We start from the raw sequence: 22,614 nt of genomic DNA, 5'->3' as shown, positions 1-22,614 counted from the left end.
CTGGCTTTCACGGTGCTCACCCCTGCTTCCGGGTGCTGTTGCCGAGCCGGCGGATCACCAGCACGTTGATCAGCGAGATGACGACGATCAGGGCGAACAACATCCAGGCGATCGCCGAGCCGTAGCCGAAGTTGAAGTGCGGCGCGAACGCGTTCTCGAACATGTACATGGTCATGGTCTGCGACTCGCGCAGCGGCCCACCCCGGATCGGGTTGGGGCCGGAGTTGAACAGCAGCGGCTCGGTGAACAGCTGCAGTCCGCCGATGGTGGAGATGATGACGCAGAAGACGATGGTGGGTCGCAGCATCGGTACGGTGATCGACCAGAACTGGCGGGCGGGACGGGCGCCGTCGATCGCCGCCGACTCGTACAGGTCCTTCGGGATGGACTGCATCGCGGCCAGGAAGATCAGCGCGTTGTAGCCGGTCCACCGCCAGCCGACCATCGTCGAGATCGCCACCCAGGCGCCGAACCGGGTGTTGCGCCAGTCGATGGCGTCGATGCCGACCAGGTCCAGCGCCCAGTTGATCATGCCGAACTCGCGGCTGAACAGCTGACCGAAGACGATCGCCACCGCCGCCGTCGAGGTGATGTTCGGGATCAGGATGCTCATCCGGAACGACGTACGGGCCCGCAGCTGCCGGTTCAGCAGGTGGGCCAGCCAGAGCGCCAGCAGCAGCTGCGGCACGGTGGAGATGACGAAGATGCCCAACGTGTTGAGCACCGAGTTCCAGAAGTCGCCGTCGGCGAGCAGCCGGCTGTAGTTGTCGAAGCCGACGAACGGGTGCTCGGCGGCGAGCAGGTCCCAGTCGTGCAGCGACACCCAGAACGTGTAGCCCAGCGGGTAGGCGCCGAAGATCGCGAACAGCACGAAGAACGGCGCGATGTACAGGTACGGGGAGGCTTTGGTGTCCAGCCGGGCCAGCCACAGCCGGGGCCGCCGGTGCGGCGGCTCGGGCTGTCGCCGGGCCGGCCGGGTGGCGTCGGCGGCCGGCTGCTCCGGCTCGACCTGCGCCACCCGGCCCGCGGTCACTTCTCGGCCGCCGTCTTGGCGTTGTTCACCGCGTCGGTCCAGCCCTCGTCGGGCGTACGCTGACCCAGCTCGACCGTACGGACGGCGTTCTCCACCTCGGTGCGGACCGCCTGGTTCTTCGGTCCCATGTAGACCGGCTTGAGGTTCTTGGCGCCCTCACCGAAGATCTGCCCGATCGGGGCGTCGTTGAAGTACTCGCTGGTCGCCTCCAGGATCGCCGGGTCGTCGAGCGCCTGCGGCGACGACGGCAGCGGGCCCTTGGCCTTGAACGCCCCGATGTGCCCCTCCGGGCTGGTCAGGAACTTGACCAGCTTGACGGCCTCCTCCTGGTGCTCGCTCTGCGCCGGCACCGCCAGGTGCGACCCGCCCCAGTTGCCGCCGTCGCCGGGCACCTTGGCGATGTCCCACTTGCCGGCCGCCTCCGGGCCGGCGTTGCCCTCGATCACGCCGGTCATCCAGGCCGGGCAGGCGATGGTGGCGAACTTGGCCTGCTTGAACGCGGCCACCCACTCGTCGGACCAGGCACCGTACTTGCCGCTCAGGTCGGAGTCGATGATGTCCATGGTGATGTCCCAGGCCTGCTTGACGGCCGGGTTGGTGTCGACGACGAGGTTGTCGTCGAGGTCGTAGTAGTGGTAGCCCTCGGCGGCGCCGGCGGTCTGCAGCACGATCGTGTTGAACGTCTGGGTCGCCGCGTCCAGGAACGACGCGCCGGTGTCGGCCTCGACGAACTGCTCGCCGACGGAGATGTAGTCCTGCCAGGTCGGCCAGAGCGCGGAGACCTCGTCGCGGTCGGTCGGCAGCCCGGCGGCCTCGAACAGGTCGGTGCGGTAGCACATCGCCATGCCGCCGACGTCGGTGCCGAGCCCGATCAGCTGGCTGCCGTCGGCGGTCAGCGCCTGGTCCCACTTCCACGGCATGAAGTTGCCTTCGAGCTCGGCGGCACCGTGGTCAAGCAGGTTCACGAAGTTCTGCGGGTTGGCCTTGTACTCGATCAGCAGGCCCTCCTCGATGGCGACGATGTCGCCGGCGCCCTTGCCGGCGGCCAGCCACTGGGTCAGCTTGGGGGAGTACTCGTCGAGGTTGGTGCCGGTGCCCCGTTCGACGATCTTGATGCCGGGGTTCTCGGCCTCGTACTGCTTGTACAGCTCCTCGTAGCCGAACTGGCCGAAGACGTCGACGGTCAGGGTGATGGTGCCGTCGTCGGCGGCTTCGTCGCCGCCGCAGCCGGTGGCTGCGGCGAGTACGGTGACCGCGGCGGCGGTCGCGGTGACCAGCCGACGGCGTGAATTGGCGCCCATGGATTGACCCCTCTCAGGTCCAGGCATGGTGGGGTGCGAAAACTGCGTGGTTGCTGGCTGGCTCTCTGTCGACCCTGACGACCTGGCCGGGTGGTCCGGCAAGGCCTTGTGAGAGCGCTCTCACGAGAGTGGGACGTCAATCACTCCCCTGTCAAGAGAGCGTTCTCAGAACGTTGCCGGCGCGTTACCTACACCAGTGCCGACGGACGAAAGAGCGGGCAGTGGTCAGCCGACCCGCAGCGCGTCCAGCAGTGCCGCGTCGCCGGAGACGTCCAGCACGTCGAACTGCACCCGACCCCAGAGCCCGAGGAGCAGGTCACTCGCGGTGCCGGTGGCCAGGGTCCGGGTGTGGTGATCATCGGAGTCGAGGATCGTGTCGGTGTCCAGCAGCGCCATACCCTCGCCCCGCAACCGGACGTACCACTCCTGTTCGGCGTCGGTCGCCACCAGATGCGCCACCCCGTACGCCGGCTGGCGCCTGCGCCGCCGGCCCGCCGGCAGCCAGGAGTCCAGCACCTCGCTGATCCCGTCGGCGGCCAGCTTCGCCTCCACCGGCTCCACCCCGGCGATCGCCGTCTGCGCGTCCCAGCGGTGCACCGCGGTCTCGTGCGCCATCCGCCGGACCCAGAAGCCCACCTTCTTGGTTTGCGGCGCCCAGTTCCATGCCGGCATCTCCGGGTCGAGCCCGTCCAGCAGGGTGACCAGCGAGTCGAACTCCTGCTGCCACCAGCCGACCGCTTCGGCCCCGTCGGGTTTGGCGGCCACCGGCGGCCGCTCCTCCCTCGGATCGGCGACACCGCGCGACACGGTCTCCCGCACCCACATGTACACGATGCCGAGATGGTGCACCAGGTCGACCACCGTCCAGTCCGGGCAGGACGGCACCGGCGCGTCCAACGGCGCCTCAGCGACGGCGGCCCGGAACGCCGGACCGTCCGCCCGCAGTGCGCCGAGCCAGAAGTCCTTGGAGCCGTGCAGCCTGCTCATCATGATCCTCCGGGTCGAGCCGACAGCCAGTGGCGTGGCGCGGGTGGATTCCAGCCTAGGGTGAGGGGCGTGCCTGACGTTAGTGCCCACGCGCCATCTGCTGAAGACCCGACGGCCCTTGCGCCGTTGGCACGCTATACCACGCTCGCCCTCGGCGGCCCGGCCGACCGGCTGGTCACCGCGACCACCGCCGAGGAGTTGACCGAGGCGGTCCGGGACGCCGGCCGGCGCGGGGAGCAGCTTCTGCTGCTCAGCGGCGGCAGCAATGTGGTGATCGGCGACGACGGCTTCCCCGGCACGGTGATCCTGGTCCGCTCCACCGGGTTCCAGGTGGTCGCCGAGGAACCGGCGGCGGCCGGCCATCCGGCCACCGTCACCATCCGGGTCGAGGCCGGCGAGCCGTGGGACGACCTGGTCGCCGCCACCGTCGCCGCCGGCTGGTCCGGGGTGGAGTGCCTGTCCGGTATCCCGGGCGCGGCCGGTGCCACCCCGATCCAGAACGTCGGCGCCTACGGTCAGGAGGTCGCCGAGACCGTGCAGGCCGTGCACGTGCACGACCGGCTCACCGACGAGCGGTACGCGTTGTCCGCCGCCGACTGCCGGTTCGCCTACCGCGACAGCCTGTTCAAACGCAACGACCGCTACCTGGTGCTGGCGGTGGACTTCCAACTGGCCCACAGCGAGCTGTCCACCCCGGTGCGCTACGCCGAGTTGGCCCGCAGCCTCGGTGTCACCGTCGGTGACCGGGTGCCGCTGGCCGACGCCCGTGCCGCGGTGCTGCGGCTACGGGCCGGCAAGGGGATGGTGCTCGACGCCACCGACCCGGACACCCGCTCGGTGGGCTCGTTCTTCACCAACCCGGTGCTGGACGCCGCCGCCGCGCGGCGGTTCCACGCCCGGGTCGCCGCGGCCGGGACGGGCGAGCCGGCGACCTGGCCGGTCGCCGGTGGCGACTCGGTCAAGGTCAGCGCGGCCTGGCTGATCGACAAGGCCGGGTACGGCAAGGGCTACCCGGGCGGCGACGCGCCGGTCGCCATCTCCAGCAAGCACACCCTGGCGCTCACCCACCGGGGCGGCGGCAGCACCGCCGCGCTGCTCGACCTGGCCGGCACCATCAGAGACGGGGTCCGCGACCGGTTCGGCGTGACCCTGCACCCGGAGCCGGTCCTGGTCAACTGCTCGTTCGACTAGCCGACCCGCCGGCCGGACTCGACCGTTGCGCCGTCGGCCGGGGCCACCGCCGACCAGGGCACGGTCAACTCGCCGAGCCGCCACCGGGCCGGTCGGTCCAGCACCGGCCAGCCGCCGTCGCGCAGCGCCGCCACCGTGCGCAGCCAGCGCTGTCGTGGCCCGTACGGTGCGTAGCCGGCCGCCGCCCGCCAGCTCTCGTCGAGCGCCCGCAGCAGCGCGTGTACCCGCTCGCCCGGCACGTTGCGGTGGATCAGCGCCTTCGGCAGCCGTTCGGCGAGCACCGCCGGCCCGTCGCCGGCCGGGCGGGCCAGCGTCGCCAACCGGCCGGCCAGGGTCAGCGAGACCGGCCCGGTGGCGTCGAGCAGTACCCAGGAGCAGACCCGGCCCGGTTCGTCACAGGTCCCCTCGACCAGCAAACCTCCGGGAGCGAGCGCGGCGCGCATCGTCGCCCACGCCGCCGCGACGTCGGACTCGGCGTACTGGCGCAGCACGTTGAACGCGCGGACCAGCACCGGCCGGAGCCCGGCCAGCTCGAATCCACCCCGGCCGAAGGTCAGTTGTGGCGGCGCGGCGGCCGGAGCCGCCGCCGCGACCCGGTCCGGGTCGATCTCCAGGCCGACCACCCGCACGTCCGGTCGCACCGACCGCAGCCGGGTGGCCAGCTCGACGGTGGTCACCGGGTGGGCGCCGAAACCGAGGTCGACCACCAGCGGTGGCCGGGCCGCGTCCGTCAGTGCCGGCCCGCAGCGGTACGCGATCCACCGGTCGGCCCGGCGCAGTCGGTTCGGTGCGGTGGTGCCCCGGGTGACCTCGCCGACCGGCCGGGCCGGGTCGGGCGCGCGGGCTCCGACCGGCCGGGCCGCCCGACCCCGGCTCACCCGGGCAGCACCCGGTGCACCTTGTGCTGCGCTGCCTGGGCCAACGGGCGGACCACCAGCCGGTCCACGTTGACGTGCTGCGGCCGGGTGGCGCACCAGGCGACGCAGTCCGCGATGTCGTCGGCGACCAGCGGCTCGGCCACCCCCGCGTAGACCGCTTCGGCCCGCGCGGTGTCCCCGCCGAACCGGTTCACGCTGAACTCGTCGGTACGCACCATGCCCGGATCGATCTCGACCACCCGGACCGGCCGGCCGCACAGCTCCAGCCGGAGCGTCTCTGTCAGCGCGGTCTGGCCGTGCTTGGCTGTGGTGTAGCCGCCACCGCCCTCGTAGACGACCTGCCCGGCGGTGGAGCCGATCACCACGACGGTGCCGGCCCCGCTGGCGGTCAGCGCCGGCAGCAGAGCCTGGGTGACCCGCAGCGTGCCGAGCACGTTCACCTCGTACATCCACCGCCAGTCGGCCACCGGTGCGGACTCGACCGGGTCCAGCCCGCGCGCCCCGCCGGCGTTGTTCACCAGCAGGGTGACCCGCCCGGGCAGGTCACCCTGCCGAGCCAACCCGCTGACCGCCTGCACCAGTCCGGCCACCGATCCGTCGTCGGTGACGTCGCAGGTCACCGCAGTCGCGGCCCCGCCGTTGTCGCGAATCGAGTCGACCAGTTCGGCGAGCCGGTCGCTGCGGCGGGCGGCGGCGACCACGTGGAAGCCCTCGGCGGCCAGCCGGCGGGCGGTGGCCGCGCCGATTCCGCTGGACGCTCCGGTGACGATGGCGATCGGTGTCATCCAGCCATTGTCGCCGCTTGCCGGCCCGGGACGGTCGCCGCCGGTCGGTCTCGGGCGTCGCCGTCGGCGAGAGGTGGGTCACCTCCACCCGCTGTAGTGCGGCATGTCGCTGCCAGTACCGGGAAGATGTGACGGGTCGTCCTGGTTGGTGGCGTTGGCTGCGATCGGGCGAGCGGAGGGAGCGACGTGGTGCAGGTGGGTCAGGCCGGGCAGGGTGACAACCCGCCGCCGCGTCCCCGTCGGGTCGCGACACTGTCGGTGCACACCTCTCCGCTGGACTCGCCGGGCACCGGCGACGCTGGCGGCATGAACGTCTACATCGTCGAGGTGTCCCGGCGGCTGGCCGAGGCCGGCGTGGAGGTCGAGATCTTCACCCGGGCGACGGCGGGTGGCGTACCGCCGGTGGTGGAGATGGCACCCGGCGTACGGGTGCGGCAGGTGATCTCCGGCCCGCTGGAGCCGCTGCCGAAGGAGGACCTGCCGGCGCAGCTCTGCGCATTCACCGCCGGGGTGCTGCGGGCAGAGGCCGCCCGGGCACCCGGCTACTACGACCTGATCCACTCACACTACTGGCTCTCCGGGCAGGTCGGGTGGCTGGCGAAGGAGCGCTGGGGGGTGCCGCTGGTGCACACCGCGCACACGCTCGCGAAGGTCAAGAACGCCCGGTTGGCGGCCGGTGACCGGCCGGAGCCGGCCCCCCGGATCATCGGTGAGGAACAGGTGGTCACCGAGGCGGACCATCTGGTGGCGAACACCAGGACCGAGGCCGGCGAGCTGATCGACTGGTACGGCGCCGAGGCGGACCGGGTCTCCGTGGTCGAACCGGGCGTCGACCTGGACCGGTTCCGGCCCGGCCCGCCCGGCCGGGAACAGGCCACCCGGGCGGCCGCCCGACGGCGGTTCGGCCTGCCGGTCCGTGGCCATCTGGTGGCGTTCGCCGGCCGGATCCAGCCGCTGAAGGCGCCGGACGTGCTGCTGCGCGCGGTGGCCGCGCTGCGTCGGCGGGATCCGGGTGCGGTCGCCGATCTCACGGTGGTGGTCGCCGGTGGCCCGAGCGGCACCGGTCTGGACCAGCCGGGTGCCCTGATCGACCTGGCGAGATCGCTGGGAGTCGACGATCTGGTGCGGTTCATGCCGCCGCTGGGCCATACCGACCTGCCGACCCTCTTCCGGGCCGCCGACCTGGTCGCGGTGCCGTCGTACAACGAATCGTTCGGTCTGGTCGCCCTGGAGGCTCAGGCCTGCGGCACGCCGGTGCTGGCCGCCTCGGTCGGTGGCCTGGTCACCGCGGTCCGCGACGGGCACAGCGGAGTGCTGGTCGACGGACACCACCCGGACGACTGGGGCCGGGCGATCGGCGATCTGCTTGCCGCTCCGGCGTTGCGGGACCGGCTCGGTCGGGGCGCGGTGGAGCACGCCCGGCAGTTCTCCTGGACACGCACTGCGGCCGGGTTGCTCGACGTTTACGGTGAGGCGGTGCGGGCGTACCGCGCGGCGACCGCCGCCGGGATGTCCCGGGACGCCGACGCCCTGTCGGCGAGCGTGGGTTGACCAGGAGTGCCATGAGCGGACGAGCCGAGGTGGCGGCGCTGATCGAGGCGGTCTGCGCCGATCGCGAGCTGAGCTGGGAACCTACCGGTGACCTGTCGTACGCGGTGACGTTGCCGGGCACCCACAAGCTGAAGACGGTGTGCAATCTGATCGTCGGCGAGCAGGCGCTGCGAATAGAAGCATTCGTGATGCGGCAGCCCGATGAACGGCGTACCGATTTGTGGACCTGGCTGCTGCAACGCAACGCCCGGATGTACGGTGTCGCCTTTTCGATCGACGCGGTCGGCGACATCTACCTCACCGGTCGTGTCGGGCTGGCTGGAATCACCGAAGACGAACTGGACCGGATACTCGGCTCGGTGCTCACCTATGCCGACGAGTCATTCGACGCGATGCTGGAGATCGGCTTCGGTTCGGCGATCCGCCGCGAGTGGGAATGGCGGGTCAAGAGAGGTGAATCGGTGGCGAACCTGCGCGCCTTCGCGCACCTTTTCGACGACAAGACGCCGGAGGATCCAGGTTTGTAGGGAGTCAGCAGGGTACTGCTCGCATGGTGGCGCAACCGTCGCCCACTGCCCCCCGCAGGCACACTGTCAAAGGGAGTGAGCAGACCATGCCTCAACAGACCAGCACCCGGCGCCGCAGCCCTGCGTCGAACGGACGGTCCAAGGCCGGCCGTAGCTCCACCTCGGCCCGTAGCTCCAGCTCGGCCCGTAGCTCCACCTCGGCTCGCAGTTCCAGCTCGGCCCGCAAGTCCAGCTCGGCGACCATCGGCCGGGCCGGCGGCGCGGTCCGGGAGAGCGACCTCGCTGACCTTCGCGTCGACGAACTGCGAGACCAGCTGCGCAAGCGTGGGGTGACCGGCACGTCCAACCTGCGCAAGCCCGATCTGATCAAGTCGTTGGCGCGGGCGATGCGGCGGGGTACTCCGGCGCGGGCGAAGCAGGCGTCCCGGCCGAAGGCCGGTTCGCCGACCTCCCGGCGTTCGGCGCCGGCTGGCAAGAGCGCCAGTGCGGCGCGCAAGAGCACCAGTTCGGCCCGGTCCGGCACATCGTCGACGGCCCGCAAGAGCACCAGTTCGGCGGGGCGGAGCGCCGGTTCGGCGCGCAAGAGCACCAGTGCGGCCCGCAAGAGCGCCGGTTCGACGGGGCGGAACACCTCTGGCGCGGGCGGCGGCGGACGGTCCGGCGGTGCCAAGATCCGGTCCGGAGCCAAGTCGTCCAGTTCGCTGAAGTACGCCCAGCGTATCGACGATCCGCAGCAGCACGCCGAACGTGCCGGGCGTAGCCTGATCACCACCGATCACCGGACGATCCGGCAGTGGGCCGACGCCCGGGGCGGTACACCGGCGACCGTCAGCGCCCCTCGCGATGGCCGGCCCAGCGTGCTGCGGATCGACTTCCCCGGCTACGGTGGCGGCAATCTACGAAAGATCTCCTGGGATGAGTGGTTTGGGACGTTTGATCAGCGTCGGTTGAACTTCATCTACCAGGAACAGCGCACGGACGGTACGCCGAGCAATTTCTTCCGGCTCGAATCTCCCGACCGCGAAGATGCCTGAGCGTGTATTCGCCATCACTCGTCGGTGTTGTTGCGGGCGTAAACCCCGTTCGGCACCTCGGATGGTGTGATTGGGCGTACAACCGAATCGCCTTGTCCATCGGAAGTGTCAGGAACTACGGTTGAGTCACGCGCCGAGCCCGGGATTGGCTGGGGGCCGTCGGACCGGTTCGGTCCGAACAACCGGGCTGGGTGCCGGGGGACCGGTGGCATTGGGCCGTTGGGGGACGGCGCCACCCGAAACCGGCGGCGAGGGGGAGCGACGCTTACGGGGGTGAGTGTCGCTCCCCGCCGCCGGTTATCCGTTTCCGCCGGAGGGCCCGTCCGCAGCTCGGCGGCCCGCCGCTCGCGGGCCGGTCCGGCGATCAGCTGACCCACCGCGACCACCCCGCCGATCGCGGCGCAGCCGAGCCACAGTGCGGTGTTTCCCGCGTACTGCCAGACGAAGCCGCCGGTGATCGGCGCGGCGAAGGCGGCGACCGACCAGGACAGCGAGAAGACACCCTGGTAGCGGCCGCGCAGTGCGGCCGGGGTCAGCTCGGCGATCAGCGTCGCGTTCGACGGCGAGTTGAGCATTTCGCCAGCGGTCCAGATCAGCACTGTCACCGCGTACAACCAGGCGACGTCGGCGACGGCGGTCAGGCCGAAGCCGACCCCGACGATCACTGCCGCCAGAGCCAGCACGTGCGAGCGGTTGCGGCCGGTGATCAGCCGGGGGACGAAGAGCTGCCCGACCACGATGAGCACGCCGTTGAGCGCCATCACCACGCCGAACGTGGTGGGCGACAGCCCGTCGTCGGCCATCGCGATCGGCAACATCGCGCCGTGCTGCATGAACACCATGGCCAGCAGCACGTTCAGCCCGACGAAGCCGAGGAAGACCCGGTCGGTGACGACAACCAGCAACCCGGCCGGTCGGGCCGCGACCACGGCCGCGCCGAGCGGTGCCGCCGCCTGGGTCGCCGGCCGGGTCTCACCGACCTTGACGAAGACCAGCGCGGCGGTGGCCAGGGTGGTGCTCGCGTTCACCGCGAACAGCAGGAAGTAGTCGACCTGCGCGGCGAGTCCGGCGAGCACCGCCGCGAACGCGTACCCCAGGTTGATGGCCCAGTAGTTGAGCGAGAAGGCACGCAGCCGGTCGGCGGCCGGGACCACGTCGATCATCATCGCCCCGTACGCCGGCCGGGCACCCTCGTTGAACAGGCCGAGCAGTGCGGCGCCCACCAGGAGCAGCCACCACCGGTCGGCCAACCCGAGGATGATCAGCATGGTGGCGGCGCCCAGATGTGCGGTGAGCAGCGTCGGGCGCCGCCCCCAGCGGTCGGCGAGCGTCCCGCCGAGCAGGGTGCCGACGGCTCCGCCGGCGCCCCAGGCGCCGAGCACCAGACCGGCCTGGGAGCCGGACAGGCCGCGCCCGGCGGTCAGGTAGATGGCCAGGAAGATCACGACGAACGAGCCGAGCCGGTTGATCAGACTGCCGGTCCACAGGTACCAGAAGGCCCGGGGCAGGCCGCTGGTGGTCTGCTGTAGCCATCCCCGCGCACCCGACATCGGCTAGCTACCCCCGTGCAGTAATGAACAGTGCAACATCTGTGCCTTACACGCTAGGCGGCGGGCGGCGTACCGAGCATGCGAATTTCCGCGTGGCGGTCGTCACCCCGGCCGGCCGGTGCCCCGGGCCGGTGAACCTCCGGGCACCGGGTCCGGCAGGATGGACGACATGACTGTGGGGACACTGGTGCTGCTCCGGCACGGCGAGAGCGAGTGGAACGCGAAGAACCTCTTCACCGGTTGGGTCGACGTGGATCTGACCGCCAAGGGCGAGGCCGAGGCGCGGCGCGGCGGTGAGCTGCTGGCACAGCACAACCTGCTGCCGGACGTGGTGCACACCAGCGTGCTGCGGCGGGCCATCCGGACCAGCGAGTTGGCGCTGCACACCGCGGACCGGGGCTGGATCCCGGTGCGCCGGTCGTGGCGGCTCAACGAGCGGCACTACGGCGCGCTACAGGGCAAGAACAAGAAGCAGACCCTGGAGGAGTACGGCGAGGAGCAGTTCATGCTCTGGCGCCGCTCCTACGACACCCCGCCGCCGCCGATTGCCGACGACGACGACTGGTCGCAGGTCGGCGAACCTCGGTACCGGGAGCTGCCGCCCGAGCTGATGCCCCGGACCGAATGCCTGGCCGACGTGGTGCGGCGGATGCTGCCGTACTGGTACGACGCGATCGTGCCGGACCTGCTCGCCGGCAAGCAGGTGCTGGTCGCGGCGCACGGCAACTCGCTGCGGGCGCTGGTGAAGCACCTTGACGGGATCTCCGACGAGGCGATCGCCAAGCTGAACATCCCGACCGGCATCCCGCTGCGCTACGACCTGGACGGCGCGCTGCGACCGGTCAACGCCGGCGGTGACTACCTGGACCCGGACGCCGCCGCCGCAGCGGCCGCCGCGGTCGCCAACCAGGGCCGCTGAGCCGTCGGGCCAGGGGTACGGGACGTGGTCCGCCCCGTACCCCTGGCCCTGGTCAAGGCAAGCCGGGCACCGCTGCCCGGCCGGCCGGTCAGTCGTTCGGGTTCACCCCGGTCACGTGGTAGACGACCCGCCGGCCGGCATTGACCGCGTGGTCGGCGTACCGCTCGTAGAACCGGCCCAGCAGCGCGCCGTCGATGGCGGTCTCCGCACCGTACGGCCAGTCCTTGCCCAGCAGCACCCGGAACAGCTTGCGGTGCAGTTCGTCCATCGCGTCGTCGTCGCTGTCGAGCTCGGCGGCGGTCTCCGCGTCCGGGGTACGCAGCACCCCGACCACCTTGGCGATCATGCGGTCGGCGACCTCGGCCATCTCCGAGAAGACGCCGCGTAGCTCGGCCGGGACCGCTGGTGACGGGTGTCGCCGCAGCGCGGTCTTGGCCACGTGGTCGGCGAGGTCGCCCATCCGCTCCAACCCGGAGGCCACGTGCAGCGCGGTGATCGCCATCCGCAGGTCGGAGGCGACCGGCGCCTGCCGGGCCAGCAGATCGCTCACCCGCTCCTCCACCGTGCGGTAGAGGGCATCGATCTCGGCATCGTTGACCAGTACCAGCTCGCCGGCTTCGCGGTCGGCGGTGAGCAGCGCGCCGGTCGCCCGGCGCAGCGCCGTCTGAGCGGCTTCCGCCATCGATACCAGCAGCTCGCTGATTTCCTGCAGCTCGGCCTGGAACTCCTCGCGCATGGTGGCCTTCCGTCGTCGTGGTGGGAGGTCTCCGGTCCTGGTCCCGCCCGGTGTCGCCCACACGGTATGGCGGCTTGCCGGCACTCAGATGAACAGGGGTGAACAGAGCGGGGCGGCAGTATGAACATCTGGCGATTGCGGTGAGATATGTCCTGTTCGGGTGGCTGACCAGGTTAACAATGACCCTACGATCGCCCCGTGGATTGGGCGGTTCTGGCCGGCGGTGCGGCCGTCGGCACTGGCGGCGGGCTCGTCGCCGGTCTGCTCCTGGCGCGAGCCCGGGCACGACAACTGGCATCCGCCCCGGTCGAACACCGGGGCGGGCAGCGTACGTCCAGCAACGGGAGGCCGCAGATCGTCGCGAACGACGCCGCTGCGGCACCCCCGGCCCCGGACCGCAGCCTCATCGACTCGTTGGCCCGCCGCAGCCTGGACTCGTTGCGGGTCGGTGTGGTGGTGCTCGACGACACCGACGTGCCGGTGCTGGTCAACCCGGCGGCCCGGGCGATGGGCATGCTCCGGGCCGGGCCGACGCCGGGCAGCGTCACCGCGCACCCGATCATCCGTACCCTGGCCGGGCAGGTCCGCCGCACTGGCGTGCGTCGCGAAGTGGAGCTTGACCTGCCCCGGGGCCGCGAAGGCGGCACCCAGGACCCGCTCGGGGTGCATCTGCGGGCCGTCGGCCTGCGCGGCAACCACGTGGCGGTCGAAGCCGCCGACGTCACCGAGTCGCACCGGGTGGCCCGGGTCCGCCGGGACTTCGTCGCCAACGTCAGCCATGAGCTGAAGACCCCGATCGGTGCCCTGCAGCTGCTCGCCGAGGCGTTGCTGGACGCCACCGACCCGGACAGCGCGGTCACCGACCCGACCGAGGACGTGGCCGCCGCCCGCCGGTTCGCCGAACGGATTCAGCACGAGTCGACCCGGCTCGGCCGGCTGGTCAACGAGCTGCTCGAACTCACCCGCCTGCAGGGAGCCGAGCCGCTGCCGGCCCCCGACCCGATCGCTGTCGACTGGGTGCTGGCCGAGGTCGTGGACCGGACCCGTACCCCGGCCGCAGCCCGCCGGATCGAGGTGACGGTGACGGGTGAGCGCGGGCTGACCGTGTACGGTCGCGACAGCCAGATCGCCACCGCAGTGGCGAACCTGGTGGAGAACGCGATCGCCTACTCCGGGGAGGACACCCGGGTCACGGTGACCGCCTCCCGGGCCGACGAATACGTCGACATCGCCGTCGCGGACCAGGGCATCGGCATCGCCCCCGACGAGGTCGACCGGATCTTCGAACGGTTCTACCGGGCCGACCAGGCACGCTCGCGCAGCACCGGCGGCACCGGGCTGGGCCTGGCCATCGTCAAGCACATCGTCACCAACCATGGCGGTCGGGTCGAGGTGTCCAGCACGCTGGGTGGAGGGTCGACGTTCACGCTGCGGCTGCCTGCCAGCCCGCCGGACGCCGCACTGCCGCTACCCGAATCGGTTGAGATCGACACCGGTCCGGCCGCGCACGAGCAGGTCTAAGCGGATCAGGCCGGACTTAGGGAAGGAACGACAAGTGGCCCGGGTACTCGTGGTGGAGGACGAGGAGTCCTTCTCCGACGCGCTCTCCTACATGCTGCGCAAAGAGGGGTTCGAGGTGTCGGTGGCGCCAACCGGCACCGACGCGCTCACCGAGTTCGACCGCACCGGAGCGGACATCGTGCTGCTCGACCTGATGCTGCCCGAGATGTCCGGCACCGAGGTCTGCCGTGAACTGCGGCAACGCTCCCGGGTACCGATCATCATGGTGACTGCCCGGGACAGCGAGATCGACAAGGTGGTGGGCCTGGAGATCGGCGCCGACGACTACGTCACCAAGCCGTACTCGCCTCGGGAACTGGTCGCCCGGATCCGGGCGGTGCTGCGCAGACAGAGCACCGAGGTGATCGAGCCGTCCACCGCGACGCTGACCGCCGGACCGGTCCGGATGGATGTCGAGCGGCACGTGGTGACCGTCGACGGTGACTCGGTCCAGCTGCCGCTGAAGGAGTTCGAGCTGCTCGAGCTGCTGCTGCGCAACGCCGGCCGGGTGCTCACCCGGGGGCAGCTGATCGACCGGGTGTGGGGTGCCGACTACGTCGGTGACACCAAGACCCTCGATGTGCACGTCAAGCGGCTGCGTTCCAAGATCGAACCGGAGCCGTCGGCCCCGCGCTTCATCGTCACCGTGCGCGGGCTGGGCTACAAGTTCGAATCCTGACCAAATGTTGGTGCCGGTGCCGGTGCCGGGGCCGGGGCCGCCGGTCGCGTCGGTGTCAATCCGACCGACGGGCGTTCGGCGTCCGCCGGCGCGGCGTGGCCGGGTGCGCTGCCACCAGGCCACGCCGGGCCCGTGCCGCGCACAACTCGGCCAGGCGGGCGTACGCCGCCTTGCCGACCAGCGCGGTCAGCTCCGGCTCGTACGACCGGTACATCGGCTCGCCCCCGACGTGCGCCTCCGGCGACGAGGTGCACCACCAGTCCAGGTCGTGCCCACCGGCCCCCCAGCCCCGCCGGTCGAACTCGGTCAGCGTGGAGACCAGCACCTTGCTGCCGTCCGGGCGTTTCGTCCACTCCTGGTCCCGGCGGATCGGCAACTGCCAGCAGACGTCCGGCTTGTACTCCAGCGGATGCACCCCGTCGCGCAGCGCCTGGGCGTGCAGCGCACAGCCCCCGCCACCGGGGAAGTCGGCGTCGTTGTGGAACACGCACGGCCCGTCGGCGCTGCGGGTGGAGGTCCGCCGCGCCGGATTCTTACCGTCGACGGTGTCCATCTCGGTGTAGTTCCTGAACCCGCGCCGGTAGTGCTGCCAGGTCTGCGGGGTGAGCCGCTTCGCGGCCGCCTTGACCCGGTTCTCGTCGTCACTGTCGGTGAAGAAGGCACCGTGCGAACAGCAGCCGTCCCCGGCCCGCCCGGCGATGATGCCGTGGCAGGACCCACCGAACACACAGGTCCAGCGGGACAGCAACCAGGTCAGGTCGGCCCGGACCAGATGCGCGGCGTCGGCCGGGTCGACGAACTCGATCCACTCACGGGGAAAGTCCAGCTCGACCTCCCGACTGCGGGGGTCGGCCGGGGTCTCGACCAGGATCCGGAGCTCGTCACGGGGTGCCACCCGGCCAGCGTACGCCTGCCACCTGCGGCGGACCGGGCAAGCGGGTCGGTACGCCGGGTTGGCCTAGGGTGATCACATGCGACTGGGTGTGCTCGACGTCGGTTCCAACACCGTGCATCTGCTCGTGGTGGACGCACACCCCGGCGCCCACCCGTGGCCGGCACACTCGGAGAAGTCGCTGCTGCGGCTCGCCGAACAGATCGGACCGGACGGCGCGCTCACCCCGGCCGGGGCGGACGCCCTGGTCGAAGCGGTGGCCGCCGCGCGGGCCGCAGCCGACCACTGGCAGACCAGCGACCTGATCGCGTTCGCCACCTCGGCGGTGCGCGACGCCACCAACTCGGCGGCGGTGCTGGCCCGGGTCCGCGCCGAGACCGGCGTGCACCTGCAGGTGCTCTCCGGCGCCGACGAGGCCCGGATGACCTTCCTCGCGGTCCGCCGCTGGTTCGGCTGGTCCGCCGGCCGGCTGCTGGTGCTGGACATCGGCGGCGGCTCCCTGGAGCTGGCCGCCGGGGTCGACGAGGAGCCGCACCTGGCCCAGTCGCTGCCGCTCGGGGCCGGCCGGTTGACCCGGGAACGGCTCGGGGTCACCCCGTTCACCGCCAGCCCGCCGGCCGCACAGTTCGTCGCCGACCTGCGGGAGTACGTCGACGCCCAGGTGCAGACGATGGTCCCGCTGCTGCAGGCGCAGGGCTGGGACCGGACGGTCGGCACCTCCAAGACGTTCCGCACCCTGGCCCGGCTGACCGGGGCCGCACCGTCCAGCGCCGGGCTGTGGGCACCCCGGCGGCTGACCCGTACCGGGCTGCGTCAGGTGACCGGGTTCATCCGCCACATCCCGCCCGCCGAGTTGCACGAACTCGAAGGGGTCAGCGCCAGCCGGGGGCATCAGTTGCTGGCGGGGGCGGTGGTGGCCGAGTCGGTCATGCGGCAGTTGGGCATCGAGTCGCTGGACATCTGTCCGTGGGCGCTGCGGGAAGGGGTGATCCTGCGCCGGATGGCACAGCTGGAGCTGATCTCTGCCGGTGACCTGGGCGCGGTCACCGGTCCGGCAGGTCCGCGCCGGCCGGGCTAGGCTGGGCGACGTGACCTCCGCGGTACCCGTGCTGCTCTCCAGCTCATCGGTGTTTCCCGAGCCGACGGCGGCCGCCTTCGAGCTGGCCGCCGCGCTCGGCTACGACGGCATCGAGGTGATGGTCTGGACCGATGCGGTCAGCCAGGACGCTGGCGCACTGCGTGGGCTCGCCACGCACTACGGTGTGCCGGTACTCGCTGTGCACGCCCCCTGCCTGCTGGTCACCCAGCGGGTCTGGAGCTCCGACCCGTGGGAACGACTGCGCCGCTCGGCCGTACTGGCCGAGACGCTCGGCGCGCCGACCGTCGTGGTGCATCCACCGTTCAGCTGGCAACGCGACTACGCCCGTACCTTCGCCGACGGGCTGCGTACCCTGCGCGACGCCCACCCACAGGTGCGGTTCGCGGTGGAGAACATGTTCCCGGTCCGGATGGCCGGCCGTGAGTTCGTCCCGTACCAGCCGGGCTGGGATCCGACCGAGGTCGGCTACGACGCGTACACCCTTGACCTGTCGCACTGTGCCGCGTCGCGGGCCGACGCACTGGCCCTCGCCGTCGCGATGGGCGACCGGCTGGAGCACGTGCACCTCGGCGACGGCAGCGGCCTCGGCCGCGACGAGCATCTGGTCCCCGGCCGGGGCAACCAGCCGTGCGGCGAGCTGCTCAGCTCGCTGGCCGGCAACGGCTTCCGGGGCGCGGTGGCGGTCGAGGTCGCCACCCGCGGCGCTCGCAGCCGTACGGTGCGCGAGGCCGACCTGCGCGAGTCGTTGGCGTTCGCCCGCCGGCACCTGGCCGCCATCGACGGCGGCAGCCCCGGCCGGTCGGCGACCGCCGACCAGCCGGCCGGCTGAGCCGGAAAGACTGGCCGGCTGGGCCGGAGGAAACTGGCCGACTGGAGCCAGGGAAGACCGGTCAGCTGACCGGCAGCAGCGGCTGGTCCTCGACCGCGGCGCGTTTGCGGGCCCGGTGCGCGGCCACGTGCGAGCGGGTGGCGCAGCGCTCCGAGCAGAACCGCCGGCAGCAGTTCGACGACGTGTCCAGGTAGACGTTGCCGCAGCGGGCGTCAGCGCAGACGCCGAACCGGGCACTGCCGTACTCGCACAGCCAGACCGACAGCCCCCACACCGCCCCGGCCAGATACTCGGCGCTGACCGAGGCTCCCCGGCCGGTCACGTGCATGTGCCAGTCGTTGGAGTCGTGGCCGGAGATTCGCGGCTGCACCGGAAACGCCGCCAGCAGCGAGTTGAGCTCGGCGACCGCGTCGGCATCGCGCCCGGTGGTGCCGTACTCGAAGACGTCCCGCAGGCGTCTACCGGCCCGCCGGAACACCGTCAGGTCGCGGTCACAGACCTCGTCGCACATCCAGACGTGGTCGCCGTGGAACAGCGCCCTCAGGTCGTCGAGGTCAGCCAACGGGGAGTTGACCAGATCAACTGCGGTCCGCGCGTAGGCGTCGAAGTCCACCTGACAACCGTAGACGATTCAGATCGCCCGGTGGGCGGCCACGTAGTGCGGCAGAAACCGGGCGTACCCGTCGGTTATCAATCCGGAACTCTCCCGCAACCCGGCACCGGCCGACTCGCCGGCCACCACCCAGCTGCCCAGCACCAGATGGTTGCCGTCGAACGCCGGCAGCGCCCGGAACTCCTGGTAGCACCAGCCTTCGGCACCGTAGTCGCCCGGATTTTCGATCTCACCGCCAGCGGTCACGATCCGCACCGCCGCGCCTTCCCGGCCGAGCAGCGGCTTGGCGACGTACTCCGGCATCCCGCGCGGTCCGTCCAGGTACGCCGGCAGCAGGTACGGGTGGTCCGGGAACAGCTCCCAGAGCACCGCCAGCAGCGCCTTGTTCGACAGCAGCAGCTTCCACGCCGGCTCGATCCAGGTGGTCGGGGTGCCCGGTTCGAGCGCCAACCGCCCGTACGGCTCGGCCAGCATCCACTCCCACGGGTAGAGCTTGAAGCAGGTGGTGATCGGCTGGTCGGCGGCGTCGACGAAGCGCCGGCCGTCCCAGCCGACGTCCAGCATCGGCAGCAGCTCGGCGGTCAGCCCGGCCTGGCGGGCGGTCTCGGCGAGGTAGCCGGCGGTCATCAGATCCTCGCCGGTCTCCTCCTCGCTCGACCAGGTGACGTGCAGCGTCGGGTGGTACATCCCGGCCTTGATCTGCGCCCAGCCCGCCACCAGCCGTTCGTGCAGGCTGTTCCACTGGTCGAGCTGCGGTCGGGTGTCCTCCAGCCAGTACCACTGCACGATCGCGGCTTCGACCAGGGCGGTGGGGGTGTCGGCGTTGTACTCCAACAGCTTCGGCGGCCAGGAGCCGTCGTACCAGAGATCGAACCGGCCGTACAGACTCGGTGGCCGCTCGCGCAACGACCGGGCGACGGCGTCGGCGGCCCATGCCGGAATGCCGAAGTCGGCGTACCGCCGGTGCGTCACCACGTGCTCGGCCGCCGTCACCGCCATCCGGTGCAGTTCCTCGGTCGCCTCCTCCAGCCGCAGCACCTCCGGTAGGTCGAAGGCGTAGCAGGCGGATTCGTCCCAGTAGGACATCACCGAGCCGTTGGGCAGTTCGGTGTCGGCGTACACCAGACCCTGCTGCCGTACCGTCGCGTCCCAGTCCGGCCGGGGCCGACAGGCTTCGCGCCGCACGCTCAGCCGCCGCAGGAGGCGAGGTGGGTGCCGAACCCGCCTCGGTCGGGCATGGCCGCTGTGGTGTCGGCCGGAGCTTCCGGCGCGGTACGGGCGACGAACGCCCCGGCGCCGCCGGCGGCCATCGCCAGCACCGTCGTGCCGCCGCCGGAGCCGGCACCCATCGACCAGTCGTCGTCGCAGTCGTCGTCCGGGACCAGGTTGCAGCCGGAGAGGGAGAGCGCCAGCGCGGTGAGCGCACCGAGCTGGACGCTGGTCGACCGGAGCCGGCGCGGGGAGATCTTGTCCACAGCACTGTTGTAGCTCACCGACGCACGCCCGGCGCCGCCGGACCTCGGCCAGCGGCCGGGCCCCGGCCGCCGCCGGACCTCGGCCACTGGCCGGGCCGGTCGTGGTCAAGGGCGATACGCTCGCCCTATGCTTCGCTCGGTCATCCTCGCCGCGTCCCGGTCGACCACGATCGAACGGCTGGTCGCCGCCGCCCCGTTCAGCCGTGACGTGGTACGCCGATTCGTCGGCGGCACCACCATCGACGAGGCGTTGACCGCCGCGGCCGAGCTCACCGGTACCGGTCTGGTGATCAGCATCGACCACCTCGGTGAGGACACCACCACCGCCGAGCAGGCCAGCGCGGTGCGGGCGGAGTACCTGGCTCTGCTGGACGCGCTGGACCGGGCCGGTCTCGCCGCCGGCGCCGATGTCAGCGTGAAGCTCTCCGCCCTCGGGCAGCGGTTCGACGAGCCGGCGGCGACCGGGCACGCCCAGGCGATCTGCGCGGCGGCGGCCGCCGTCGGTGGCACCGTCACCCTCGACATGGAGGACCACACCACCACCGACTCGACCCTGGACATTCTGCAGACGCTGCGTGCCGACCATCCGTCCACCGGTGCGGTGCTGCAGGCGTACCTGCGGCGTACCGAGACGGACTGCCGGGAGCTGGCCACCGCCGGTTCCCGGGTGCGGCTGTGCAAGGGGGCGTACGCGGAGCCGGAGTCGGTCGCCTACCAGTCGGCGATCGACGTCGACAAGTCCTTCGTGCGGTGCCTCAACATCCTGTTTTCCGGTGCTGGCTACCCGATGCTGGCCACTCACGACCCGCGCCTGATCGCGATCGCCGAGGACCGGGCCCGCTGGTTCGACCGGGCGCCGGAGGAGTTCGAGTTCCAGATGCTGTACGGGGTCCGACCGGCCGAACAGGCCCGGCTCGCGGGGGAGGGCTACACCATGCGGGTCTACCTGCCCTACGGCACCGACTGGTACGGCTACCTGATGCGCCGGCTGGCCGAGCGTCCAGCCAACGTGGCGTTTCTCGGCCGGGCGCTGCGCTCCCGCGACTGACGCCGGCACCCTGTGTTGCCGCTCAACCCGGGCTGGACCGGGACGGTTCCGGCCCCCGTATCATTCGGCGGGTGACCGACCGGCAGGACTCCGTACCGACCGACCAGCCGGACCCGGACGGATCGGCGGATCAGCGAGAGCCGGACGGATCGGCGGACCGGCCGGAGTCCGATGGATCGGACGGATCGGATTCGTCGCCGACGGACCAGCCGGAGCGGCCGGATCCTGCGCCGGTCCCGGTGACTCCGCCGCCGGAGCGCCGCTGGTCGCTCTGGCCGGTGCTCGGCATCGTCGCGACGGTGTTGTTCTGCGCCGTGCCGGTGGTCGGTGCGGTGGCGCTGATCGACCGGTTGCCCAGCCCGGAACCGCCGGTGATCGAGCCGAGGGTCACCCCGCAGACCGGCCCGCCGGCCAGCCCGGTGCCGGGTGATCCGCCGGCCGCTGTCCAGGCCTGGCTGCGTACCCAGATCAACGCCCTGCTCGACCAGCAGGCCGCCGCGCTGATCGCCGGCGACGAACGGGGGTTCCTCGCGGTCGCCGAACCCGGCTCGGCCGCCCACGACGATCTGGCCCGCCAGTTCCAGACCCTGCGCGCGATGCAGGTGACGGCGTGGCGCCCGTCGGTCAGTACGCTGCCGGTCGAGTTCGACCCGACCGCCAGCGCCACGCCCACGCCGGCGGCCACCGGGTCGGCCGCGCCGACCGCGACGACGACCACCGCACCGACGGCCACGGCGACGGTCACCGCCGCGCCGACCGCGACGGCGACGGTCACCACCGCACCGACGGCCACGGCGACGGTCACCGCCGCGCCGACCGCGACCGCGACGGTCACCGCGGGCCCGCCACCGTCACCGACCGCCCCGGCGCCGACCGGCACCGAATGGCGGTTGCTGGTCAGCTACCAGCACTGCTTCGTGGTGCCCTCCTGCGAGACCAGCGAAGTGGTGGTCGGTCAGCGCTGGAGCACCGAGGGCGGACGGCTGCGCCTGGTAGCGGTCGAGCCGTCGCTGACCCTGCAGGACGGGCCCCGGCCCTGGGAGGTCAGTGAACTGGTCGTCGCGACCGGCAACCGGACCTTGGTGGCGACCACCCCGCAGTACCGGGACCTGCTGCCCGATCTGCTGCGCGACGCCGAGGAGGCGGCGGCGGTCGCGGACCGGTACGCGGTCTCCGGTGCCGCTCCGGACCGGTACCGGGTCTTCTACGCCGGTGCCGACGAATGGGGCAGCTGGTACGGCGGAAACCGTCCGGACTGGACCGCCGGGTACGCGGTGGCGGTCGGCGGCGGGCACTACGAGATCGTGCTCAACGGCACCAATCTGCGCGACGTGGTCCGGCCGGACCTGCTGCGTCACGAGTTGACCCACGCCGCGTCCCTGCCGGACGGCGGGAACCGGGAGCGGGCCGCCTGGTGGCTGATCGAGGGACTCGCGGAGCACGCGGCGGCCGGCGGCCGGCCGGTGGTCCGCTACGAAGGGCTGGACGACGTCCGCCGGCTGGTCCTGGAACAGGACTGGCAGGGGCCGCTGAGCAGCGTCGAGCCGACCGCGGACGCCGAGGACTGGCAGGTAGGTGCCGGGTACGGGGTGGGCTACCTGGCGGTCCGGCACCTGGTCGACCGGTTCGGCGAGGAGCGGACGTTGGCGTTCTTCCGGTCCGTGGTGCACGACGGCGTGGGTCTCGACGAGGCCGCCCGGACGCAGTTCGGTGAAGCCTGGGAGGGCCTGCAGGAGGCGTGCGTCGACTACGTCCGGCGGGCGGTCGGCTGAGCCGTCACCCGCCGCCGTCGTGCCGGTAGCCCGTACGGGTGTCGGCCGCCCCGCCGTCGAGATCAAATGACGGAACGGATCGCGCCGGTCACAGCGACCCCGTTACCGTACTGGTAACACGTGCGTTGTCCGTCGCGGCGCGGAAGGGTCCCGCC

At 71.6% G+C, this 22,614-nt stretch carries 22 protein-coding genes; 11 read left to right on the top strand and 11 right to left on the bottom strand.

The genetic code is table 11. The annotated features are described in order from the left end of the window. Positions 1–16 precede the first annotated feature (16 nt). The 3 genes from ACN27J_RS15795 to ACN27J_RS15785 form a co-directional block, all read right to left on the bottom strand. On the bottom strand, positions 17–1,033 hold the full coding sequence (locus tag ACN27J_RS15795) for a carbohydrate ABC transporter permease (RefSeq protein WP_421367088.1): 1,017 nt from the start codon (positions 1,031–1,033) through the stop codon (positions 17–19). Then, positions 1,030–2,334 carry an ABC transporter substrate-binding protein gene (locus ACN27J_RS15790; protein ID WP_278171670.1) on the bottom strand — a complete coding sequence of 435 codons (1,305 nt, stop codon included), beginning with the start codon at positions 2,332–2,334 and terminating at the stop codon, positions 1,030–1,032. The genes ACN27J_RS15795 and ACN27J_RS15790 overlap by 4 nt, the downstream gene beginning before the upstream one ends. A gap of 225 nt (positions 2,335–2,559) precedes the next feature. After that, entirely contained in the window at positions 2,560–3,321 is a 762-nt protein-coding gene (locus ACN27J_RS15785) for a maleylpyruvate isomerase family mycothiol-dependent enzyme (protein WP_421367087.1), read from the bottom strand. Positions 3,322–3,390: 69 nt separating this feature from the next. On the opposite strand from ACN27J_RS15785, the gene ACN27J_RS15780 reads away from it, so the two are divergent. Further along, a complete protein-coding gene (locus tag ACN27J_RS15780; protein WP_421367086.1) occupies positions 3,391–4,512 on the top strand; it encodes a UDP-N-acetylmuramate dehydrogenase in 1,122 nt (373 codons plus the stop codon). On the opposite strand, the gene ACN27J_RS15775 is transcribed toward ACN27J_RS15780, so the two are convergent. Then, entirely contained in the window at positions 4,509–5,390 is an 882-nt protein-coding gene (locus tag ACN27J_RS15775; protein ID WP_421367085.1) for a class I SAM-dependent methyltransferase, read from the bottom strand. The two genes, ACN27J_RS15780 and ACN27J_RS15775, sit on opposite strands and share 4 nt — an antisense overlap. Beyond that, positions 5,387–6,175, bottom strand: a complete 789-nt coding sequence (locus tag ACN27J_RS15770) for an SDR family oxidoreductase (protein ID WP_421367084.1) — start codon at positions 6,173–6,175, stop codon at positions 5,387–5,389. Before ACN27J_RS15770 ends, ACN27J_RS15775 begins: the two co-directional genes overlap by 4 nt. Positions 6,176–6,361: 186 nt before the next feature. Here ACN27J_RS15770 and mshA point away from each other — a divergent pair, with 186 nt between their 5' ends. The 3 genes from mshA to ACN27J_RS15755 all read left to right on the top strand — a co-directional run bounded on the left by mshA (position 6,362) and on the right by ACN27J_RS15755 (position 9,287). Next, complete coding sequence (gene mshA, locus ACN27J_RS15765) at positions 6,362–7,726, top strand: D-inositol-3-phosphate glycosyltransferase (RefSeq protein ID WP_421367083.1); 1,365 nt, start codon at positions 6,362–6,364, stop codon at positions 7,724–7,726. Between the two features lie 11 nt (positions 7,727–7,737). Then, the gene (locus tag ACN27J_RS15760; RefSeq protein WP_421367081.1) at positions 7,738–8,253 is read left to right on the top strand and encodes a YbjN domain-containing protein; all 516 of its coding nucleotides are present in this window, start codon (positions 7,738–7,740) and stop codon (positions 8,251–8,253) included. Positions 8,254–8,339: 86 nt separating this feature from the next. Further along, on the top strand, positions 8,340–9,287 hold the full coding sequence (locus ACN27J_RS15755) for a hypothetical protein (protein ID WP_421367079.1): 948 nt from the start codon (positions 8,340–8,342) through the stop codon (positions 9,285–9,287). Between the two features lie 14 nt (positions 9,288–9,301). Here the strand turns inward: ACN27J_RS15755 and ACN27J_RS15750 are convergent, their stop codons facing one another. Then, a complete protein-coding gene (locus ACN27J_RS15750) occupies positions 9,302–10,837 on the bottom strand; it encodes an MFS transporter (RefSeq protein WP_421367077.1) in 1,536 nt (511 codons plus the stop codon). A 169-nt stretch (positions 10,838–11,006) separates the two neighbouring features. On the opposite strand from ACN27J_RS15750, the gene ACN27J_RS15745 reads away from it, so the two are divergent. Further along, positions 11,007–11,756: a phosphoglyceromutase gene (locus ACN27J_RS15745; RefSeq protein WP_416556269.1), complete on the top strand. Its 750-nt coding sequence runs from the start codon at positions 11,007–11,009 to the stop codon at positions 11,754–11,756. An 88-nt stretch (positions 11,757–11,844) separates the two neighbouring features. On the opposite strand, the gene phoU is transcribed toward ACN27J_RS15745, so the two are convergent. Beyond that, on the bottom strand, positions 11,845–12,492 hold the full coding sequence (gene phoU, locus ACN27J_RS15740; RefSeq protein ID WP_278171657.1) for a phosphate signaling complex protein PhoU: 648 nt from the start codon (positions 12,490–12,492) through the stop codon (positions 11,845–11,847). A gap of 198 nt (positions 12,493–12,690) precedes the next feature. Here phoU and ACN27J_RS15735 point away from each other — a divergent pair, with 198 nt between their 5' ends. Together ACN27J_RS15735 and ACN27J_RS15730 are read left to right on the top strand one after the other, a co-directional pair. After that, positions 12,691–14,013 carry a sensor histidine kinase gene (locus tag ACN27J_RS15735; RefSeq protein ID WP_421367076.1) on the top strand — a complete coding sequence of 441 codons (1,323 nt, stop codon included), beginning with the start codon at positions 12,691–12,693 and terminating at the stop codon, positions 14,011–14,013. Positions 14,014–14,047: 34 nt separating this feature from the next. Then, positions 14,048–14,731, top strand: a complete 684-nt coding sequence (locus ACN27J_RS15730) for a response regulator transcription factor (RefSeq protein ID WP_123605755.1) — start codon at positions 14,048–14,050, stop codon at positions 14,729–14,731. 55 nt (positions 14,732–14,786) lie between these two features. On the opposite strand, the gene ACN27J_RS15725 is transcribed toward ACN27J_RS15730, so the two are convergent. Further along, complete coding sequence (locus ACN27J_RS15725) at positions 14,787–15,602, bottom strand: hypothetical protein (RefSeq protein ID WP_421372269.1); 816 nt, start codon at positions 15,600–15,602, stop codon at positions 14,787–14,789. 100 nt (positions 15,603–15,702) lie between these two features. On the opposite strand from ACN27J_RS15725, the gene ACN27J_RS15720 reads away from it, so the two are divergent. Then, on the top strand, positions 15,703–16,701 hold the full coding sequence (locus ACN27J_RS15720) for a Ppx/GppA phosphatase family protein (protein WP_421367075.1): 999 nt from the start codon (positions 15,703–15,705) through the stop codon (positions 16,699–16,701). A 10-nt stretch (positions 16,702–16,711) separates the two neighbouring features. Further along, positions 16,712–17,551, top strand: a complete 840-nt coding sequence (locus tag ACN27J_RS15715; RefSeq protein WP_421367073.1) for a sugar phosphate isomerase/epimerase family protein — start codon at positions 16,712–16,714, stop codon at positions 17,549–17,551. Between the two features lie 61 nt (positions 17,552–17,612). Here ACN27J_RS15715 and ACN27J_RS15710 read toward each other — a convergent pair whose 3' ends face one another. Genes ACN27J_RS15710 through ACN27J_RS15700 form a run of 3 tightly spaced genes read right to left on the bottom strand, consistent with a single transcriptional unit; the run spans position 17,613 to position 19,639 of the window. Then, on the bottom strand, positions 17,613–18,164 hold the full coding sequence (locus ACN27J_RS15710; RefSeq protein ID WP_421367072.1) for a CGNR zinc finger domain-containing protein: 552 nt from the start codon (positions 18,162–18,164) through the stop codon (positions 17,613–17,615). Between the two features lie 18 nt (positions 18,165–18,182). Beyond that, positions 18,183–19,349: a glutathionylspermidine synthase family protein gene (locus tag ACN27J_RS15705; RefSeq protein ID WP_421367071.1), complete on the bottom strand. Its 1,167-nt coding sequence runs from the start codon at positions 19,347–19,349 to the stop codon at positions 18,183–18,185. 2 nt (positions 19,350–19,351) lie between these two features. Continuing rightward, positions 19,352–19,639 (bottom strand): hypothetical protein, encoded by a 288-nt coding sequence (locus ACN27J_RS15700; protein WP_421367069.1) that lies wholly within the window; start codon positions 19,637–19,639, stop codon positions 19,352–19,354. A gap of 127 nt (positions 19,640–19,766) precedes the next feature. Here ACN27J_RS15700 and ACN27J_RS15695 point away from each other — a divergent pair, with 127 nt between their 5' ends. Further along, the gene (locus ACN27J_RS15695) at positions 19,767–20,687 is read left to right on the top strand and encodes a proline dehydrogenase family protein (RefSeq protein WP_282232370.1); all 921 of its coding nucleotides are present in this window, start codon (positions 19,767–19,769) and stop codon (positions 20,685–20,687) included. A gap of 71 nt (positions 20,688–20,758) precedes the next feature. Then, positions 20,759–22,459: a hypothetical protein gene (locus ACN27J_RS15690; protein WP_421367066.1), complete on the top strand. Its 1,701-nt coding sequence runs from the start codon at positions 20,759–20,761 to the stop codon at positions 22,457–22,459. Positions 22,460–22,614 lie beyond the last annotated feature (155 nt).

The sequence above is a fragment of the Solwaraspora sp. WMMB762 genome (genome assembly GCF_049179115.1).
Lineage (GTDB): Bacteria > Actinomycetota > Actinomycetes > Mycobacteriales > Micromonosporaceae > Micromonospora_E.
Note: the sequence above shows the minus strand (reverse complement) of the source record. Positions and strands in the feature narration are given on the sequence as shown.